The sequence below is a fragment of the Variovorax terrae genome (assembly GCF_022809125.1).
GTDB classification, from domain to species: Bacteria; Pseudomonadota; Gammaproteobacteria; order Burkholderiales; family Burkholderiaceae_C; genus Variovorax_A; species Variovorax_A terrae.
Map to the genome: position 1 here is coordinate 1,613,424 of NZ_JALGBI010000001.1, position 18,632 is coordinate 1,632,055.

General features: G+C 69.9%; 15 protein-coding genes. 6 read left to right on the top strand and 9 right to left on the bottom strand.

What is annotated here, in order from left to right:
- The first annotated feature begins 10 nt into the window (after positions 1-10).
- Together MMF98_RS07640 and MMF98_RS07645 are read left to right on the top strand one after the other, a co-directional pair.
- Entirely contained in the window at positions 11-1,051 is a 1,041-nt protein-coding gene (locus MMF98_RS07640) for a 4-hydroxythreonine-4-phosphate dehydrogenase PdxA (RefSeq protein ID WP_243305661.1), read from the top strand.
- A complete protein-coding gene (locus tag MMF98_RS07645) occupies positions 1,048-1,785 on the top strand; it encodes an SDR family NAD(P)-dependent oxidoreductase (RefSeq protein ID WP_243305663.1) in 738 nt (245 codons plus the stop codon). Before MMF98_RS07640 ends, MMF98_RS07645 begins: the two co-directional genes overlap by 4 nt.
- A 9-nt stretch (positions 1,786-1,794) precedes the next feature.
- Here the strand turns inward: MMF98_RS07645 and MMF98_RS07650 are convergent, their stop codons facing one another.
- The gene (locus MMF98_RS07650) at positions 1,795-3,300 is read right to left on the bottom strand and encodes a transglycosylase SLT domain-containing protein (RefSeq protein WP_243305665.1); all 1,506 of its coding nucleotides are present in this window, start codon (positions 3,298-3,300) and stop codon (positions 1,795-1,797) included.
- A complete protein-coding gene (gene gloB, locus MMF98_RS07655; protein WP_243305667.1) occupies positions 3,297-4,070 on the bottom strand; it encodes a hydroxyacylglutathione hydrolase in 774 nt (257 codons plus the stop codon). The genes MMF98_RS07650 and gloB overlap by 4 nt, the downstream gene beginning before the upstream one ends.
- Here gloB and MMF98_RS07660 point away from each other — a divergent pair.
- From MMF98_RS07660 to MMF98_RS07675, 4 genes are all read left to right on the top strand, one after another.
- Positions 4,069-4,851 carry a class I SAM-dependent methyltransferase gene (locus MMF98_RS07660; protein WP_243305669.1) on the top strand — a complete coding sequence of 261 codons (783 nt, stop codon included), beginning with the start codon at positions 4,069-4,071 and terminating at the stop codon, positions 4,849-4,851. The genes gloB and MMF98_RS07660 overlap by 2 nt on opposite strands.
- Entirely contained in the window at positions 4,838-5,287 is a 450-nt protein-coding gene (gene rnhA / locus MMF98_RS07665; protein WP_243305671.1) for a ribonuclease HI, read from the top strand. Before MMF98_RS07660 ends, rnhA begins: the two co-directional genes overlap by 14 nt.
- Before the next feature lie 186 nt (positions 5,288-5,473).
- Positions 5,474-6,844 carry an efflux RND transporter periplasmic adaptor subunit gene (locus MMF98_RS07670; protein ID WP_243305672.1) on the top strand — a complete coding sequence of 457 codons (1,371 nt, stop codon included), beginning with the start codon at positions 5,474-5,476 and terminating at the stop codon, positions 6,842-6,844.
- 33 nt (positions 6,845-6,877) lie between these two features.
- A complete protein-coding gene (locus MMF98_RS07675; RefSeq protein WP_243305674.1) occupies positions 6,878-10,042 on the top strand; it encodes an efflux RND transporter permease subunit in 3,165 nt (1,054 codons plus the stop codon).
- 782 nt (positions 10,043-10,824) lie between these two features.
- Here MMF98_RS07675 and moeA read toward each other — a convergent pair.
- The 7 genes from moeA to MMF98_RS07710 form a co-directional block, all read right to left on the bottom strand.
- A complete protein-coding gene (moeA, locus tag MMF98_RS07680; RefSeq protein ID WP_243305677.1) occupies positions 10,825-12,129 on the bottom strand; it encodes a molybdopterin molybdotransferase MoeA in 1,305 nt (434 codons plus the stop codon).
- Positions 12,126-12,734 carry a molybdenum cofactor guanylyltransferase MobA gene (gene mobA, locus MMF98_RS07685; RefSeq protein ID WP_243307341.1) on the bottom strand — a complete coding sequence of 203 codons (609 nt, stop codon included), beginning with the start codon at positions 12,732-12,734 and terminating at the stop codon, positions 12,126-12,128. The genes moeA and mobA overlap by 4 nt, the downstream gene beginning before the upstream one ends.
- 2 nt (positions 12,735-12,736) lie before the next feature.
- On the bottom strand, positions 12,737-13,873 hold the full coding sequence (moaA, locus tag MMF98_RS07690; protein ID WP_243305679.1) for a GTP 3',8-cyclase MoaA: 1,137 nt from the start codon (positions 13,871-13,873) through the stop codon (positions 12,737-12,739).
- A gap of 50 nt (positions 13,874-13,923) precedes the next feature.
- Positions 13,924-14,685, bottom strand: coding sequence for an SDR family oxidoreductase (locus MMF98_RS07695; RefSeq protein ID WP_243305681.1), 762 nt, complete (start codon positions 14,683-14,685; stop codon positions 13,924-13,926).
- A 97-nt stretch (positions 14,686-14,782) separates the two neighbouring features.
- Positions 14,783-16,216, bottom strand: a complete 1,434-nt coding sequence (locus tag MMF98_RS07700) for an aldehyde dehydrogenase family protein (protein ID WP_243305683.1) — start codon at positions 16,214-16,216, stop codon at positions 14,783-14,785.
- 64 nt (positions 16,217-16,280) lie between these two features.
- Positions 16,281-17,414, bottom strand: a complete 1,134-nt coding sequence (locus MMF98_RS07705; RefSeq protein WP_243305684.1) for an ABC transporter permease — start codon at positions 17,412-17,414, stop codon at positions 16,281-16,283.
- A complete protein-coding gene (locus tag MMF98_RS07710) occupies positions 17,414-18,598 on the bottom strand; it encodes an ABC transporter permease (protein ID WP_243305686.1) in 1,185 nt (394 codons plus the stop codon). Before MMF98_RS07710 ends, MMF98_RS07705 begins: the two co-directional genes overlap by 1 nt.
- Between the last annotated feature and the right edge of the window lie 34 nt (positions 18,599-18,632).

The window sequence follows — 18,632 nt, forward strand, 5'->3', positions numbered from 1 at the left end:
ACCTGCATCCATGACGACGCAACGACCCCGCCTGGCGGTGCTGCTGGGCGACCCGGCGGGCATCGGCCCCGAGATGGCCGTCAAGCTGCTGGCGCGGCCGCATAACCTGGAGGCGGCCGATGTGCTGCTGATCGCCGACCCCGCCGTGCTCGCGCAGGGCCAGCGCATCGCGGGCGTGCAGCTCGATGCGCTGGCCGCCGGCGATCTGGAGCATTTGCGCCTGGCGCCGGGCCGCGTGTCGCTGCTGGCGCAGGACTGGATGGGCGGGCGCGAGCCGGTGCTGGGCGAGTCCAACGCCGAATCGGGCCGGGCCTCGTTCCAGGCGCTGGCGCTGGCGACCGAGGCCGCCCGGCGCGGCTGCGTGGACGGCATCCTGTTCGCACCGCTCAACAAGCATTCGCTGCGGCTGGGCGGGCTCACCCACGAGGACGAGCTGCGCTACATGCAGGAGCGCTTCGGCGTGACGGGCTTCGTCTGCGAGTTCAACCTCACGCAGCAGCTCTGGACCTCGCGCGTGACCTCGCACATTCCGCTGAAGGACGTGGCCGGCCAGATCACGCAGCAGGGCGTCTGCGACGCGGTGCGGATCATCGATGCGGCTCTGCGCCAGGCCGGCGTGGCGCATCCGCGCATCGCGGTGTCGGGCCTCAACCCGCACGCCGGCGACGGCGGCTCCATCGGCCGGGAAGAGATCGACGTCATCGCGCCGGCCGTACGCCTGCTGCAGGCCCAGGGGCTGGATGCGCGCGGGCCCTATTCGCCCGACACGGTGTTCATCGGCGCGCGGCGCGGCGACGTCGATGCCGTGGTGTCGATGTACCACGACCAGGGCCAGATCGCGATGAAGCTCATGGGGTTCGAGCAGGGCGTCACGCTGCACGGCGGGTTGCCGGTGCCCGTGGCCACCTCGGCCAGCGGCAGCGCCTTCGACATCGCGGGCCAGGGCCTGGCCAACATCGAGGGCCTGCAGCAGGCCTTCAACCTCTGCGTGCGCATGGCCGCCGCGCAGCGTGGGCGGCAGCCCGCCATCGCCTGCGAGGAGGCCGCATGAACCGGCTCGACCTGGACGGCCAGTGCGCCGTCGTCACGGGTGGCGCGTCGGGCATTGGCCTGGCCATCGCCCGCCGGCTGCTTGCCAGCGGCGCCGCCGTCATGCTCTGGGATCGGGATGCCACGGCCCTGCAGGCGGCCGCACAGCCGCGGCTCACGGCCTGGCCGGTGGATATCACGGAAGCTGCTGCCGTGCGCGAGGCGGCGCTGCAGGCGGCGCAGGCGCTGGGCCGCATCGACATCCTGGTCAACAGCGCGGGCGTGACCGGCCCCAACGCGCCGGTGGCGGACTACCCACTCGGTGCCTGGCAGCAGGTGCTGCAGGTCAACCTGACGGGCACCTTCCTGTGCTGCCAGGCGGTGCTGCCGCAGATGCGGGCGCAGGGCTATGGCCGCATCGTCAACATCGCCTCGGTGGCCGGCAAGGAGGGCAACCCGAACGCCAGCGCCTACAGCGCGTCCAAGGCCGGCGTGATCGCGCTGACCAAGTCGCTGGGCAAGGAGCTGGCGACGCAGGGCATCAGCGTGAACTGCGTGGCACCGGCCGCGGTCGAGACGCCGCTGTTCGCGCAGATGTCGGCGCAGCACATCGACTACATGAAGTCCAAGATTCCGATGGGCCGCTTCGGCACCACCGACGAGGTGGCCGCGATGGTGGCCTGGCTGTGCACGCGCGAATGCTCGTTCAGCACCGGCGCGGCATTCGACCTGTCGGGCGGGCGCGCCACCTATTGAGCGCGGGCTTCAGCGCTTGACGACCCGCGTCGGCTTGCCGCCGCGCTTGGCGTAGCGCGCCGGCGACTTGGCGGGTGCCCGGGCGGTGGCCGTCTTGAGCTTGACCGGCAGGAACACCACGACCTGCTGGCCGGCGTGGAACGAGGACGTGGCCTTCACGTCGTTCCACTCAGCCACGCTGGCCGCGCTCAGCCGGTAGCGCTTGGCGATGCTGGCCACGGTGTCGCGCTTGCCGGCCTTCACCACGGTGCGGCGCGTGATGATTTCGGGCGCCAGGTTGAGCTGGCCGTTCTCGGCCACATGCTCGGTGACGTCGTCCTGCGTCTTGACGGAGCGCGGCACCAGCAGCGTGGAGCCGGTCTTGATGAGCATGCGCGGCGGAATGCTGTTGACGCTGCGCAGGTCGCCCTCGCTCATGCCGACGCGCCTGGCGGCCTCGCTCACGCTCATGGTGGCGGGCGCGGTCCAGGCCGTCCAGCTCGCGTACTGGCCCTGCGAGTAGGCCTCGAAATTGCGCTGGAACACGGCGGCGTTGTCCCAGGGCAGCAGGATCTGGGGCGTGCCGGCGGCCAGGATCACGGGCCGGTGGGCCGACGGGTTCAGCGCCTTGAAATCCTCGATCTTGACGTCGGCGAGCCGGGCCGCGAGCGCGACGTCGATGTCGCGCGTGACCAGCACGCTCTGGAAGTAGGGGTGGTTCTCGATCAGTGGCAGCTCGGCCCGGTAGCTCTGCGGGCTCGCCACGATGTTCTTCACGGCCTGCAGCTTGGGCACGTACAGGCGGGTTTCGGCCGGCATGTTGAGATCGGCGTAGCCGGTGCCGAGGCCGGCGCGCTGGTTGCGGGCGATGGCACGCCCCACGTTGCCCTCGCCCCAGTTGTAGGCCGCGAGCGCGAGCTGCCAGTCGCCGAACATGCCATACAGTTTCTGCAGGTAGTCCAGCGCCGCGCGGGTGGAGGCCAGCACGTCGCGCCGGTCGTCGCGGAACACGTTCTGCTTCAGGTCGAAATGCTTGCCGGTGCTGGGGATGAACTGCCACATGCCGGCGGCCTTGGCGCTGGAGACCGCCTGCGGGTTGAAGGCGCTCTCGATGAACGGCAGCAAGGCCAGCTCGCTCGGCATGCCGCGCCGCTCCAGCTCCTCGACGATGTGGAACAGGTACTTGCTGGAGCGCTCGGTCATGCGCTGGATGTAGTCGGGCCGCGAGGCATACCACTGCTCGCGGTCGCGCACCAGATCGCCCTCGAGGTTGGGCATAGCGAAGCCGCGGCGGATGCGCTCCCACAGGTCGGCCGGCGGGGCCAGCCGGGCCACGCCCAGGGATGCGGCCTCGGCGGCCGTGATCGGCTGCAGCGGGCCGCCGGGAATGATGGCGGGGCGCTGTGCGGTGGTGCCGGGGGGAGAGGAGGTGGGGGAAGCGAGGACGGGGGAGGGAACGGAGGAGGGGGTGCCGGTGCTGGCGCAGCCGGCCAGCCAGAGCAGTGTCGCCATGCAGGCGATGTGAAGCAGTTTCATTTGAACTCGTTTTTCCATTGGCGCAGGGCGGCAAACACGCCGACCTCGTCCTGCGCCGCGGACGGGTCGAAGCCCCGCGCGGCACGGATCACGCCGCGCTCGCGGGTGCGCAGGAAGGGGTTGATCTGCAACTCCAGCGCCATGCTCGACGGCAGAGTGGGTTGGTGGTTGGCCCGGACCACCTCGCACTGTGCGGCGTAATGGGCCAGCGCGGCATTGTCGGGCTCGACCGCGCGTGCGAACTTCAGGTTGCTCAGGGTGTATTCGTGGGTGCAGCAGACGCGGGTGTCGCCCGGCAGGGAGGCCAGCGCCGAGAGCGAGGCCAGCATCTGCGCGGGCGTGCCTTCGAACAGCCGGCCGCAGCCGCCGGAGAACAGCGTGTCGCCGCAGAACAGCAGCGGCGCGCCATCGAGGTTGGTGCAGTAGTAGGCGATGTGGCCTGCGGTGTGGCCGGGCACGTCGATCACTTCGAAGCTGAGGTCCAGCGCGGTCACGACGTCGCCGCCGGCGAGGCGGTTCAGCGGCTCTGGGATGCGTTCGCGCGCCGGCCCGTGGACCACGGCGCCGGTGGCGTCGCGCAGGGCATCCACGCCGCCGACATGGTCAGGGTGATGGTGCGTGACTAGAATCGCGTCCAGTTGCAGGCCATGGGCCTGCAGGGCATCGAACACGGGCTGCGCATCGCCGGGGTCTACCACCAGCGCCCGGCGTCCGTCGTGCAACATCCAGATGTAGTTGTCGGTAAAGGCGGGCAGCGGAATTAACTTCATGAGCGGTCAAATTATAGGTTTGCACGAGTGGTTTGAAACCCCTCCCGGGCGTTATCTGCTGGGTTGGGAGCAGGCGCAGTTCGACCGGGCGGTGGCCGACATCTTCGGCTACCACGCCCTGCAGCTCGGTTTGCCCGAGCTCGACGGCCTGCAGGCAAGCCGCATTCCGCACCGCTGGCTGGCCGCGCAGGACGCGCCGGCCTACGCGGTGCTGATGACCGATTTCGCCGCCCTGCCGTTCCCCGAGAGCAGCCTCGATCTGGTGCTGCTGCCGCATTCGCTGGAGCTGAGCGCCGACCCGCATGCCACGCTGCGCGAGGTCGAGCGGGTGCTGGTGCCCGAGGGCAAGGTGGTGATCTGCGGCCTCAACCCGACCAGCCTGTGGGGGCTGCGCCAGCGGCGCGCCAGGCTGTACCAGCGGCTGGGTTTCGGCGAGCTGTTCCTGCCCGACATGGGCGACTTCATCGGCTACTGGCGGTTGCGCGACTGGCTGCGGCTCTTGAGCTTCGAGGTGGAATCGGGCCGCTTCGGCTGCTACCGCCCGGCGGTGCGCAGCGAGCAGTGGCTGGAGCGCCTCGACTGGATGGACGCGGCGGGCGACCGCTGGTGGCCCATCTTCGGCGCCACGTACTTCGTGGTGGCGGTCAAGCGGGTGCGCGGCATGCGGCTGCTGGGGCCGGCCTGGAAATCTTCCAAGAGCATGGCGTCTGCTCCTGTTTCTGTAGCAAACAAAGTCCACCCGACAAGGACAAGCAAGGTAAATCGTTTTGAATCACATTGAAATCTACACCGATGGCGCCTGCAAGGGCAACCCCGGCCCGGGCGGCTGGGGCGTGTTGCTGAAATCCGGCGCCACCGAAAAGGAGCTGTTCGGCGGCGAGCTGGGCACCACCAACAACCGCATGGAAATGACGGCCGTGATCGAGGCCCTGCTGGCGCTCAAGCGCCCCTGCGAGGTGACGCTGCACCTGGACAGCCAGTACGTGCTCAAGGGCATCACCGAGTGGCTGCCGGGCTGGAAGGCCAAGGGCTGGCGCACCGCGGCCAAGCAGCCGGTGAAGAACGCCGACCTGTGGCAGAAGCTCGACGCGCTGGTCGCCTCGAGCGGCCACAAGATCGACTGGCGCTGGGTCCGCGGGCACGCGGGCGACCCTGGCAACGAACGCGCCGACGCCCTGGCCAACATGGGCGTGGAGCGGGCGCTCGGGCGCCGGTGAGCGGCTGCCGTGCCGGTGCGGCGGCCGAATGTAAAGACTTCGTAAAGGCGGCCGAAAATGGGCCGGCGAAGGCGCCGACCTAGGGGCTTTGCGCATGCCACGGACACCGGCTGCTGATACATTGGCAGGTTGGTTGTTACATTCAACCGATTCCTCACGCATCAACTCCAAGTCGTTGTCTTCTTCATGGCATCCAAAGCAATCTATTCCGTCGTGGCCGTCGTTGGCATCGCGGCTGCCTCCGGCGCCGCCTGGTGGTATCAGAACAAGCCCGCGGCCGCGCCGGCCGCCAGCGGCCCGGGTCCGGCCGCCGTCGGCGCCCAGGGGCCGGCCAGCGCGCCGGGGGGCGGCCGTGCGCCGCTGGTGGAAGCGGCCCGCGTGGAAACCATGAGGCTGGCGGATGACGCCCAGGCCGTGGGCAGCCTGCGCTCGCGCCAGAGCGTGGTGCTGCGCCCGGAGGTCAGCGGCCGCATCACGCAGCTCAACTTCCGCGACGGCGACCGCGTGCGCAAGGGCCAGCTGCTGGTGCAGTTCGACGACCAGCTGCCGCTGGCGCAGGTGCAGCAAAGCCAGGCCGAGCTGTCGATCGCGCAGGCCAACCACAAGCGCAACCAGGACCTGGTGGCGCAGAGCTTCATCAGCCAGCGCTCGGTCGACGAAAGCGCGGCCAACCTGGAGGTGGCGCAGGCCAAGCTGGCGCTGGCCAAGGCCACCGCGGCGCGGCTCAGGATCGTGGCGCCGTTCGACGGCATCGCCGGCATCCGCACGGTCAACGTGGGCGACTACCTGAAGGACGGCTCCGACATCGTCAACGTCGAGGACATCGAGGCCATCTACGTCGACTTCCGGCTGCCGGAGCGTTTTCACACCAAGGTGCGCAAGGGCCAGAAGGCCATGGTCGACATCGACGCGCTGCCCGGGCGCAAGTTCACGGCGATGGTCCAGGCGATCGACCCGCTGCTCGACGCCAACGGCCGCTCGGTCGGCATCCGCGGCTGCATCGACAACCGCCAACTCCAGTTGCGCCCCGGCATGTTCGCGCGCGTGACCTCGGTGTTCGGCGAGCGCGAGCGCGCCAAGGTGATTCCCGAGGAAGCCATCGTGCCGCAGGGCGGGCGCCAGTTCGTGCTCAAGCTCAAGCCCGGGCCCGATGCCGACACCCGCACCACCCAGCGCGTGGAGGTCAAGGTCGGCATCCGCCGGCCCGGCCGCGTGGAAATCGTCGAGGGGCTGGAAGAGGGCGACAGCATCATCATCGCGGGCCAGCAGCGCGTGCAGCGCGATGGCACCGTGGTGCGCGTGGCGGAGCTGAGCCGGGCTGAGCCGGCGCGCCCGGGCGGCGGCAATGCGCCCGCGCCCTCTGCGCCTGCGGCACCCGCCGCGGCGGCCGCGGCCGCTTCTGCCCCAGTGATGGTGCCCGCGGCCCTGCCAGTGGCGCAGGCTCCGGCCAGCGGCCCGAATCCGTGCCTGACGGTGGCCGCCGACACGGCCCGCGGCCGCGGCGCCTCGGAAGGCGCGCCGCGCGGGCCGCGCGGCACGGGCCGCCTTCCCGCCTGAACGTGACCGTCCCCAGTTTCCGGAGAGCCCCGCATGCAGCTCGCTGAAGTTTCCATCCGCCGGCCGGTGTTCGCCACCGTGCTGTCGCTGCTCATCGTGCTGATCGGCGCGGTGAGCTTCAACCGCCTGTCGGTGCGCGAATATCCCAAGATCGACGAACCCGTCGTCACCGTGAGCGTCAAGTACGCCGGGGCCTCGGCCGAGGTGATCGAGTCGCAGGTCACCAAGCCGCTGGAGGACTCGATCGCCGGCATCGACGCGGTGGACGTGATCACCTCGATCAGCCGCGCCGAGCAGAGCCAGATCTCGGTGCGTTTTCGCCTGGAGAAGGATGCCGATGCCGCCGCGGCCGAGGTGCGCGACCGCACCTCGCGCGTGCGCAACCGCCTGCCGCAGGCGATCGACGAGCCGGTGATCGCCAAGGTCGAGGCCGACGCCTTCCCCGTGATCTGGCTGGCCTTCACCAGCGACACGATGAGCCCGCTGCAGATCAACGACTTGGTCAACCGCATCGTCAAGCCGCGCCTGCAGACCGTGACCGGTGTGGCCGACGTGCGCATCTTCGGCGAGCGCAAGTACGCCATGCGCGTCTGGCTCGATGCCGACAAGCTGGCCGCCTACCGCCTGAGCACGCAGGACGTGGAAGACGCGATCCGGCGCAGCAACCTGGAGCTGCCGGCCGGGCGCATCGAGTCGCAGCAGCGCGAGTTCAGCGTGACCTCGCAGACCGACCTGATCCGGCCCGGCCAGTTCGCCGAGATCGTGGTCAAAAACGTCAACGGCTTTCCGGTCAAGGTGCGCGACGTGGCCCGGGTGCAGGAGGGCGCGGCCGACGAGCGCAGCTCGGTGCGCCTGAACGGCCGCGAGGCGATCTCGGCCGGCGTGATCCGCCAGGCCACGGCCAATCCGCTGCAGCTCTCGCAGGGCGTGCGCGAGATGATCCCCAAGCTCAAGCTCGACCTGCCGGGCGACATCAACATCGACATCGCCAACGACAACTCGCAGTTCATCGACCGCTCGGTGAAGAACGTGTACCACACCATCGGCGAGGCCATCGTGCTGGTGGCGCTGGTGATCTTCGTGTTCCTGCGCACCTTCCGCGCCTCCATCATCCCGATCGTCACGATTCCGGTGAGCCTGGTGGGCACCTTCGCGCTGATGGCGCTGGCCGGCTTCACCATCAACACGCTCACGCTGCTGGCGCTGGTGCTGGCCATCGGCCTGGTGGTGGACGACGCCATCGTGATGCTGGAGAACATCTTCCGCCACATCGAGGAGGGGCTCGACCCGTTCTCGGCCGCCATCAAGGGCGCGCGAGAGATCGGCTTCGCCGTGGTCACCATGACGCTGACGCTGGTGGCGGTGTATGCGCCGCTGGCCTTCACGCCGGGGCGCACCGGGCGCCTGTTCGTGGAGTTCGCGCTGGCGCTGGCCGGCGCGGTGGTGGTGTCGGGCTTCGTGGCGCTCACGCTCACGCCGATGATGTGTTCGCTGCTGCTCAAGCACAACCCCAAGCCCAACCTGTTCGACCGCTCGATGGAGCGTTTCCTGACGGCGCTGTCCGACGGCTACGGCCGCGTGCTGCGCTGGGTGGTGACGACGCGCTACCAGCCGCGGCCCGGCGAAAGCGGCGCGGGGCTGGCGCTCAAGCGCTTCTTCCTGCAGGCGCGCTGGCTCGTGATCGGCATGATGCTGTGCAGCGCGCTGGCCATCTACCTGGTGCTGCCGACCATGAAGCAGGAGCTGTCGCCGCTGGAAGACCGCGGCACCATCCTGGCCACCGTGAACGCCCCGGACGGCTCGACGCTCGACTACACCAACCGCTATGCCAAGGCGCTGGAGGCCATGGGCCAGCAGTACCCCGAGTTCGACCGCATCTTCGGCAACGTGGGCAATCCCACGGTGTCGCAGGCCAGCGTGGTCTACCGCACGGTGGACTGGGAAGACCGCAAGCGCAGCACGCTGGAGCTGGCGCGCGAGCTCCAGCCCAAGTTCAACGCGCTGCCCGGCGTGTCGGCCTTCACCATCACGCCGCCGTCGCTGGGCCAGGGCTTTCGCGACCGGCCGCTGAACTTCGTGATCCAGACCTCCGACAGCTACCAGAACCTGAACCTGGTGACGCGGCAGTTCCTCGACGAGATCGCCAAGAACCCGGGCATCGTCTCGCCCGACGTGGACCTGCGGCTGAACAAGCCCGAGCTGCGTATCGACGTCGACCGCGAGAAGGCGGCAGACATGGGCGTCGGCGTGGACGTGGTGGCCAAGGCGCTCGAAACCATGCTGGGCGGCCGCCAGGTGACGCGCTACAAGCGCGACGCCGAGCAGTATGACGTGATCGTGCAGACCCAGGCCACCGGCCGCACCACGCCCGAGGACATCGACGGCATCTACGTGCGCGGGCGCAGCGACACCATGATTCCGCTGTCGGCCCTGGTCAAGGTGCGCGAGAGCGTGTCGCCGCGCGAGCTCAACCACTTCGGCCAGCGCCGCTCGGTTTCCATCACCGCCAACCTGGCGCCCGACTATTCGCTGGGCGAGGCGCTCAAGTTCATGGACGCCACCGCCGCCAAGGTGCTCAAGCCCGGCTACAGCACCGACCTCAACGGCACCTCGCGCGAGTTCAAGAACTCGCAGGGCGCGCTGGCCATCGTGTTCGTGCTGGCGCTGCTGTTCATCTTCCTGGTGCTGGCCGCGCAGTTCGAGAGCTTCGTCGATCCGCTGGTGATCATGCTGTCGGTGCCGCTGTCGATGATCGGCGCGCTGCTGGCGCTCAAGTGGGCGGGCGGCTCGCTCAACGTGTACTCGCAGATCGGCCTGATCACGCTGGTGGGCCTGATCACCAAGCACGGCATCCTGATCGTGGAGTTCACCAACCAGCTGCGAGAGCACGGCATGGAAATGACCGATGCACTCATCAAGGCCTCGGCGCAGCGCCTGCGCCCGATCCTGATGACCACCGGCGCCATGGTGCTGGGAGCGATCCCGCTGGCGCTGGCTCGCGGCGCCGGGGCCGAGAGCCGCATGCAGATCGGCTGGGTGATCGTGGGCGGCATGTCGCTGGGCACCTTGCTCACCATCTTCGTGGTGCCCACCATGTACTCGTTCTTCGCGCGCCAGGCCGTGCCAGGCGCCAAGACGGCCGAGGCCAGGGAGACGCCCGAGGGGCTGCATCTGCCGCAGGATTACGTGGCCAAGTGAGGGGGGCGGGGCTGGCGGGGAGCCGTCAGCCTGTTTTCTGCGGGATTTCTGAGTGAAATTGGTCGGATGTCCTTGTGCTGCGGTTGTTTCTTGCTATTGATTCAGGAGTTCTTTGCTCTTTGTCTTGGGCGGCTGGTTCGCCTGCAAGCCGGGTCTCGGCCCGGCGGCCGACTCACTTTCTCTTGCTTCGCCAAGAGAAAGTAAGCAAAGAGAAGGCGAGCCGGGTTCGTCGGCCCTGCGCTTCGCTTCGGGCACGCTGCGCTACTCGGGCCGGGCGGGAGGCTCAGAAACTCGCCCTGCGGGCTCAAACATCTTCGCCTCTTTTCCCGCCCACCCCTGCGTTGCTCGCCTCCTCACAACGGCGGGGGGAACCAACTCCCCCTCTCATTGACAGGACGCGCCATGGCGCGTTCTTGTGGGCTTGGTTTTTGTCTTTCTCCCCCACGCCGTCCTGGCATGGCCGAGCAGCGCAGCGGCAGGTGGATCAGGGCTGGCGTTGTTTGAGCGAAGCGAGTTTAGCCAGACCCCACCTGGCGCGAGCAGCGCAGGGAACCCCGCAGGGGCCATGACTGCGGCTCGCCTTTCTTTTGCTTACTTTTCTTTGGCGAAGCAAAGAAAAGTGAGTCGCCTGCCGGGGCGAGTCCCGGCCTGCAGGCGAACCAGCCCCCCAAGACAAAGAGCAAAGAACTCCTGAATCAATAGCAAGAAACGACCGCAGCACAAGGACATCCGGCCGATTCGCCTCGAAATCAGCCAATTCAAGACTCAGCCAAGCCCCATCCTCAGATCACCCCATCGAACATCATCACATCAACCAGATCGCCCGCGGCCACGGAGCCCTGGCCGTGGTGCAGCACGATCAGCCCGTTGGCCTGCACCATGGAGCTGAGCACGCCCGAGCCCTGGTTGCCGGTGATGCCGACCTGCAGGCTGCCGTCGGCCGCCGTGCTCACGGTGCCGCGCTGGTACTCGGTGCGGCCCGGCTTCTTGCGGATGCCGGTGCTGCTGCGGGCCCTGAGCAGCGGAGGCGTTTCGGCCCGGGCGCCCATCATGCGCAGCAGGGCAGGGCGCACGAACGCGAGGAAGGTCACCATCACCGCCACCGGGTTGCCGGGCAGGCCGAAGAGGATGGCCCCCGCGCTGCCCGCTTCGCCAGGGTCGCGGCCCGCCGCCGCCGGGAGGCGGCCCACCGCCATCGGCCGGCCCGGGCGCATGGCGATGCGCCAGAACGCCACGTCGCCGAGCTTCTTCATCATGGCGCGGGTGTAGTCGGCTTCGCCCACGCTCACGCCGCCGCTGGTGATGATGGCGTCGGCCTGCTGCGCGGCCTGCGTGAAGGCGGCTTCCAGCCGCGCGGGGTCGTCGCGCACCACGCCGAGGTCGACGATGTCGCAGCCCAGCCGCGTGAGCAGGCCGAACACGGTGTAGCGGTTGCTGTCGTACACCGCGCCTTCGCGCGGCGCCTCGCCCAGGCTCAAGATCTCATCGCCGGTGGAAAAGTAGGCCACGCGCAGGCGCCGCGCCACCGGCACCGTTGCCAGCCCCAGGCTGGCCAGCAGCCCCAGCGCCGCGGGCGTCAGGCGCTCGCCCTGGCGCAGCGCCGGCTGGCCCGCCATGAGGTCTTCGCCGCTCAGGCGCCGGTTGTCGCCGCGCTGCAGCAGCTTCGGCGGGATGCGGATGCGCTCGCCCTCGGCCTGGGTGAACTCCTGCGGCACCACGGTGTCGAGCCCGGCGGGCATGATGGCCCCGGTCATGATCTTCACGCACTCGCCGGCGGCAACCGTGCCCTGCCAGGCCTTACCGGCGAGCGCGGTGCCCACCACGGCCAGCGTGAGCGGCGCGTCGGCGGGGAGCTGGGCGCCGTCGAACGCATAGCCGTCCATGGCCGAGTTGTCGTGCGGCGGCACGCTGAACGGGGAGATGACGTCGCGCGCCAGCACCCGGCCCAGCGCGTCGAAGATGCCGACTTCCTCCACGCCGCCGACCGGCTCGACCAGGCGCGACAGGAACTCGTTGACGTCGTCGGCGCCCAGCGCCTGCGGGTCGTAGCCCTGCAGTTCGGCGGCGATCTGGGCGATGCTCTTCATCGGGTCTCCAGGGCGTGCAGTTCGGCCAGGGTGTTGGCGTTGAAGAAGGCCTTGGGGTCGTCCCCCGGCGCGTCGAAGGGCACGATCACGGTGCGGTGCTGCGCGGTCCAGGCGTCGATCTTGCGGCCACCGCCGTGCGTGAAGCGCACCAGGCTTTCGAGCAGCTCCACGCGCAGCAGGCAGAACACCGGCTGCGGGCGCAGCGGGCCGTCGTCCTCGCGCGCGCTGGCCATCGCGATCTCGGCGTCGTCGCGCGCCAGCGCCGCGGCCAGGCGCTCGGCCAGGTCGGTGGGGAACAGCGGCGTGTCGCACGGCACGGTGAGCAGGCAGCGGGTCTCGCAGCGCTCCAGCCCGGTCAGGAAGCCGGCCAGCGGCCCCGCGTAGTCGGCCAGCCCGTCGGGCCAGACCGGCGCGCCGAACGCCTCGTAGGCCGAGAGGTTGCGGTTGGCGTTGACCATCACCTCGCCCACCTGCGGCGCCAGCCGCATCAGCGTGTGCAGGGCCAGCGGCAGGCCGTTGAAGTTCTGCAGGCCCTTGTCCACCCCGCCCATGCGGGAGCCGCGCCCGCCGGCGAGCACGAGGCCGGTGATGTCCGAGGGGGCCATCGTCATCCTCCGATGTAGCTCATTTCGACGCGCCGCGCGCCGCCGGCCGCCTCGGGCGGCAGCGAGCCGCGCAGCTCCGAATAGCGGTCGTCGCGGCCCTGCCAGAGGTGGCCGATGGCCGAGGCGAGGTCGGCATCGCTGGCGCCGCCGCGGATCAGCGAGCGCAGGTCGTGCCCGCGCGTGGCGAACAGGCACAGGTAGAGCTGGCCTTCGGTGGTCAGGCGGGCGCGGTTGCAGTCGCGGCAGAAGGCCTGCGTCACGCTGCTGATGACGCCGATTTCTCCCGAGCCATCGGCGTAGGCCCAGCGCTCGGCCGTCTCACCCGGCGCGCTGTGGCCGAGCTGCACCAGCGGCATCGCGGCGTGGATCAGCCGGACGATGTCGGCCGAGGGCAGCACCTCGTCCATGCGCCAGCCGTTGGTGGCGCCCACGTCCATGTACTCGATGAAGCGCAGCACGATGCCGCTGCCCTTGAAGTGCCGCGCCATCGGCAGGATCTCGTGCTCGTTGGTGCCGCGCTTGACCACCATGTTGACCTTGATCGGGCCCAGGCCCGCCTCGCGCGCCGCGGCGATGCCGTCCAGCACCTCGGCCACGGGGAAATCGACGTCGTTCATGCGGCGGAACACCACGTCGTCCAGCCCGTCCAGGCTCACGGTCACGCGCTGCAGCCCGGCGGCCTTCAGGGCCTTCGCCTTGCGCGCCAGCAGCGAGCCGTTGGTGGTGAGCGTGATGTCCAGCGGCGCGCCGTCCGCCGTGCGCAGCGCGGCGAGCTGCTCGACCAGCACCTCGAGGTTCTTGCGCAGCAGCGGCTCGCCGCCGGTAAGCCGGATCTTGCGCACGCCGTGCGCGACGAACAGCCGCGCCACGCGCGTGATCTCCTCGAAGCTCAGCAGCGCGCCGTGCGGCAGGTAGGGGTAGTCCTTGTCGAACACTTCCTTGGGCATGCAGTAGCTGCAGCGGAAGTTGCAGCGGTCGGTCACGCTGATGCGCAAATCGTGCAGGGGGCGGCCCAGGCGGTCGGACAGCAGCCCGCTGGAGGCGACCGGCTGCGCCGGCACGCCGACGGGCAGCGCCGGGCGCGGCGCCGCCTGCGCAGCGGCGCGCTGATCGACCAGGGGAATGACGCGCTCGGCCATGGTGAGGATTGTGCCCGGGTCCGAAAGACCCGCCTGCCGGTGATCCAGGCTCAGACGCAGCGCGCGCCGTCCACCTCGATGCAGACGCCGCTGATGAACGAGGCCTCGTCGCTGGCCAGGTAGAGGCAGGCGTTGGCCACGTCCAGCGCGGTGGAGAAGCGCCCCAGCGGGATGGTGGCGAGGAACTTCGCCTTGCGCTCGTCGGTGAGCGGGCCGCCGGCGAACTCGGCCGCCAGGCCGGTGTTGGGGTTGAACACCGGGTTGATGCAGTTCACGCGGATGTTGTCGGGGCCCAGCTCGGCCGCGAGCGACTTGCTGGTGGTGATGACGGCGCCCTTGGAGCCGTTGTACCAGGTCAGGCCCGGACGCGGGCGCACGCCGGCGGTGGAGGCGATGTTGATGAAGCTGCCGCCTTGGTTGGCGCGGAACGCCGGCACCGCATGGACGGTGGCGAGGTAGATGCTCTTCATGTTCACGGCATAGCACTTGTCGAACTCGTCTTCCGACACTTCGAGCGCGGGGCGGTTGCGGTGCGTCCAGCCGGCATTGTTGACCATGGCATCGAGCTTGCCGTGGCGCTGCACGGCCGCGTCCACCAGCGCCTTGACGTCGGCGGATTTCGTCACGTCGGCTGCGAAGAACGAGGCATTGCCGCCGGCGCGCAGGATGGCCTCGACCACCTGTTCGCCGAGCGCGGCATTGATGTCGTTGACGATGACCTGGGCGCCTTCGGCCGCCAGCCGCTTCGCGATGCCTTCGCCGATGCCGCCGCCGGAGCCGGTGACGATGATGGATTTGTCCTTGACGCGCATGGTGTGGGGTCTCCTGGTGCTATTGAATAGATAGCAAGAAAGGTCCTCTGGACCTGGACTCTCGCCTGTTTTGATTGAAAATTTCGGGTAAAACGGGTCAGCCGTGCCGGATCGCCACGGTTTTCAGCGTGGTGAAGCCATAGAGCGCCTCGAAGCCCTTCTCGCGCCCGTAGCCCGATGACTTGACGCCGCCGAACGGCAGCTCCACGCCGCCGCCGGCGCCGTAGTTGTTGATGAACACCTGGCCGCTCTTCACGCGCTTGGCCATGCGGAACTGGCGCGCGCCGTCGCGCGTCCAGATGCCGGCCACCAGGCCGAACTGGGTGGCGTTGGCGAGCTCCACCGCATGGTCTTCGTCGCGAAAGCTCATCGCCGCCAGCACCGGGCCGAACACTTCTTCCTGCGCCAGCCGGTGCGTCACCGGCACGTCGCGCAGTAGGGTGGGGGCCTGGTAGTAGCCGGTCTCGGGCGCCTCGTCGACGATCTGGCCCTGCGCCACCATCGGGATGTTGGCGACCTGGGCATCGCTCAGGAAGTCCCACACGCGCTGCTGCTGGCTGGCGCGGATCAGCGGGCCGACGTCCAGGTCCAGGGTGGCCGGGCCCACGCGCAGGTTCTCGAAGGCCTGGCCCAGGCGCTCCAGCAGGGGCTCGTAGATGGCCTGGTCGACCAGCAGGCGCGAGCCGGCCGAGCAGGTCTGGCCGGCGTTCTGCACGATGGCGTTGATGACCATGGGGATGGCCGCGTCGAGGTCGGCATCGGCGAAGAGGATCTGCGGGCTCTTGCCGCCCAGCTCCAGCGTGACCGGGCAATGGCGCTCGGCCGCCACCTGCTGGATCAGCGTGCCCACCTTGGGACTGCCGGTGAAGCTGATGTGGTCGATACCCTCGTGCCGCGCCAGCGCGTCGCCCACCTCGTGGCCGTAGCCGGTGACGATGTTGATGGCGCCCGCGGGGAAGCCGACCTCGGCCGCCAGCTGCGCCACGCGGATCAGCGACAGGCAGGCATCCTCGGCCGGCTTGACCACGCAGACGTTGCCCGCCGCCAGCGCGCCGCCCACGCTGCGCCCGAAGATCTGCATCGGGTAGTTCCAGGGAATGATGTGGCCCGTCACGCCATGCGGCTCGCGCCAGGTGAGCACGCTGTAGCCGTCCTGGTAGGGAATGGTCTCGCCGTGCAGCTTGTCGCAGGCGCCGGCATAGAACTCGAAGTAGCGCACCAGGGCCAGCGCATCGGCCTTGGCCTGCTTGGTGGGCTTGCCGCAGTCGCGCTGCTCGATCGCGGCCAGCTCTTCGGCATGCTCGGCCACCTTGGCCGACAGGCGCATCAGCAGCCGGCCGCGCTCGGCGGCGCTGAGCTTGCTCCAGACGGCGTCCAGGCACTGGCGCGCCGCGTGCACCGCGGTGTCGATGTCCTGCGCATTGCTGCGCTGCAGTTCGTCGAAGGGCAGGCCGTCGGAGGGGTCGATCACCGGGATCGTGCGGCCGGAGGTGGAGGGGATGGATGCGTTGGCAATGTAATTGAGCTGCATGGCAGCGATTGTCTCGCAAAGTCGCCGCGCGGGTGGCCTGCCGGCGAGCGCCCACCGGCCGCGCTCAGGCCAGTGCCGGCCGCGTTTTCCAGGCCAGCGCCAGGCCCGAGACGACGGCCAGCCCGAGCAGCACGGCCAGCAGGCCGGCCACGTCGCCCAGCGGCGCGCCCATCTGGTTCAGGCGCAGCGAGGCCTGGATGCCGGCGGTGCTGGGAAAGAGCCAGCGCAGCGCCTGCAGGGGCGCGGGCAGGGCCTCGGCCGGCCAGGAGAAGCCCGAGACGAAGGCCATCGGCAGCGCCGTGAACAGCAGCACCTGCAGGGCCCGCTCCCGGTTGCCGAACCAGACGCCGAGCAGCGCGCCCAGCGTGCACACGGCCGGTACATAGAACGCCAGCAGCACCAGCGCGCCGGCGGGGTTGCCGCCGCGCGGGAAATCCTGCACCAGGAAGATCCAGCCGAAATAGGCCAGCCCGCTCAGGTAGCCCACGCTGCACAGGCCCAGCAGGCGGCCGGCCCAGGCCGACAGGCCGGCGCGGTGGCGCCCGGTTTCGGCCCAGGTGCCCACCAGCATCGCCGCGCCCATGAGCAGGGTCTGCTGGATGATGAGCAGCGCCACCGCGGGCACCACGTAGCTGCCGTAGCCTTCGGTCGGGTTGAACAGCGCCACCATCTGCACGTTGATCGGGCTGCGGCTGGCCATCGCCTGCGGTGCGCTCTGGCCGCGCGCCTGCAGCTTCTTGATCTCGATGCCCGCCGAGACCGTGCCCGCGGCTTCGGCAAAGCCATAGAGCACGGCCTTGTTGAGCAGGGCGTAGGCGCCATCGGCCTGCACCGTGACCACGGCCGGGCTGCCGCGCAGCACGTCGCGCTTGAGGTCGCGCGGCAGGACGGCATAGCCCTCGATCTCGCCGCGCCACAGCGCCAGTTGCGCGTCGTGCTCGTTGCCGCCGACCCAGCGCACGTCGATGCGCGGGCTGGCCTGGGCAAAGCGCGTGATCTGGCGCGACAGGCTGCTGTGGTCGTAGTCCACCACCGCCACCGGCACGCGCGTGACCGCCTGCTGCGCATAGGGCCAGGGGTAGAAGAAACCGTAGAGCACCGGCGCCGCGGCCAGGATCAGCAGCACGCCGAAGTCGCCGCCGATGGCGCGCAGCGTGTCGCCCCAGGCGCGCAGCAGGTTGCGCAGGCACTGCGGCATCAGCGGCCCCCCCAGCTCTGCGGCCGGGCCACGGCGCTGCGCAGCAGCGGCACGCAGGCCAGCAGCAGCGCGGCGGCGGCTAGCGCCAGGCCGGCCAGTGTGGGCAGCGAGTAGCGCAGCGGCGCGCCCATCTGCAGCTGCTCCATCTGCAGCCGGATGTAGTGCGTGTAGGGCAGCAGCTCGGCCCAGGCGCGCGCCAGCACCGGCATCGACTGCAGCGGAAAGCCCACGCCGCCGAAGGCGAAGGCCGGGGCGGTGACGAAGCCCGTGGCCGACAGAGCGGTGCGCAGCGAGCGCGAGCCGGCCGCCGCCGCCGCGCCCATGGCAAGCGACAGCGCCAGGAACACCAGCAGCGCCAGCGCCACCCAGCCAGTCGAGCCCGGCGGGTGCCAGCCGCGGCCCCAGGTCAGCCACAGCAGCGCCAGCGCCGCCACGCAGCCCAGCCCGAGCAGCGGCCAGAGCAGCTTGCCCAGCAGCGCGCCGCCGGTGGCGGCCCAAGAGGGCTGCGCGCCCAGCCATTCGGCGATGCTGCGGTCGCGCAGCTCGCGGCCCACGCCCCAGGCGCCGGCCGTCATGGCCAGGATGTGCAGCACGGCCGGAATCAGGGCCGCGGCCAGGAACTGCTCGTAGTTGGTCGACACGTTGAACAAAGTGATCATGCCCACGCGCACCGGCTCCATGTTGACGCGCGCCGCCAGCGCCGGCTCGCCGCGCTTGGTGCGCGCGCTGATCTCGGCGCCGGCCGAGAGCGTGCCCACGGCGGTGCGCACGTCGCGCTGGATCAGGCTCGAATGGGTGCCCAGCTGCGCGTTGTGCAGCAGCGTGAGCTGCGCGGCGCGGCCGAGCTTCACGGTGCGCGCGAAGTCGCGCGGGATGCTCACCACCGCATAGACCTCGGCGCGGCGCAGGGCCTGCGCCGCCGCGGCCGGGTCGCCGTAGGCGCGGCTGACCTGCAGGCCGGGCGTGGCGTCGAGAAAGCGCGTGAGCTGGCGCGACAGGGCCGAGTGGTCATCGTCGATCACGCCGATCGGCAGGCGGTTGGGCAGGCCGGCCGAGAACGTCCACCACAGCAGGGCCACCGCCAGCAGCGGCACCCAGCTGATCATGGCCAGGTCCCAGGGGCGCTGGCGCAGCAGCGCGGCTTCGCGGCGTGCGCTGGCGAGGAAGGCCTGGGCGAAACCCATCGTGGCGTGCGGTGGCAGGGGCAGAGGGCGTCGG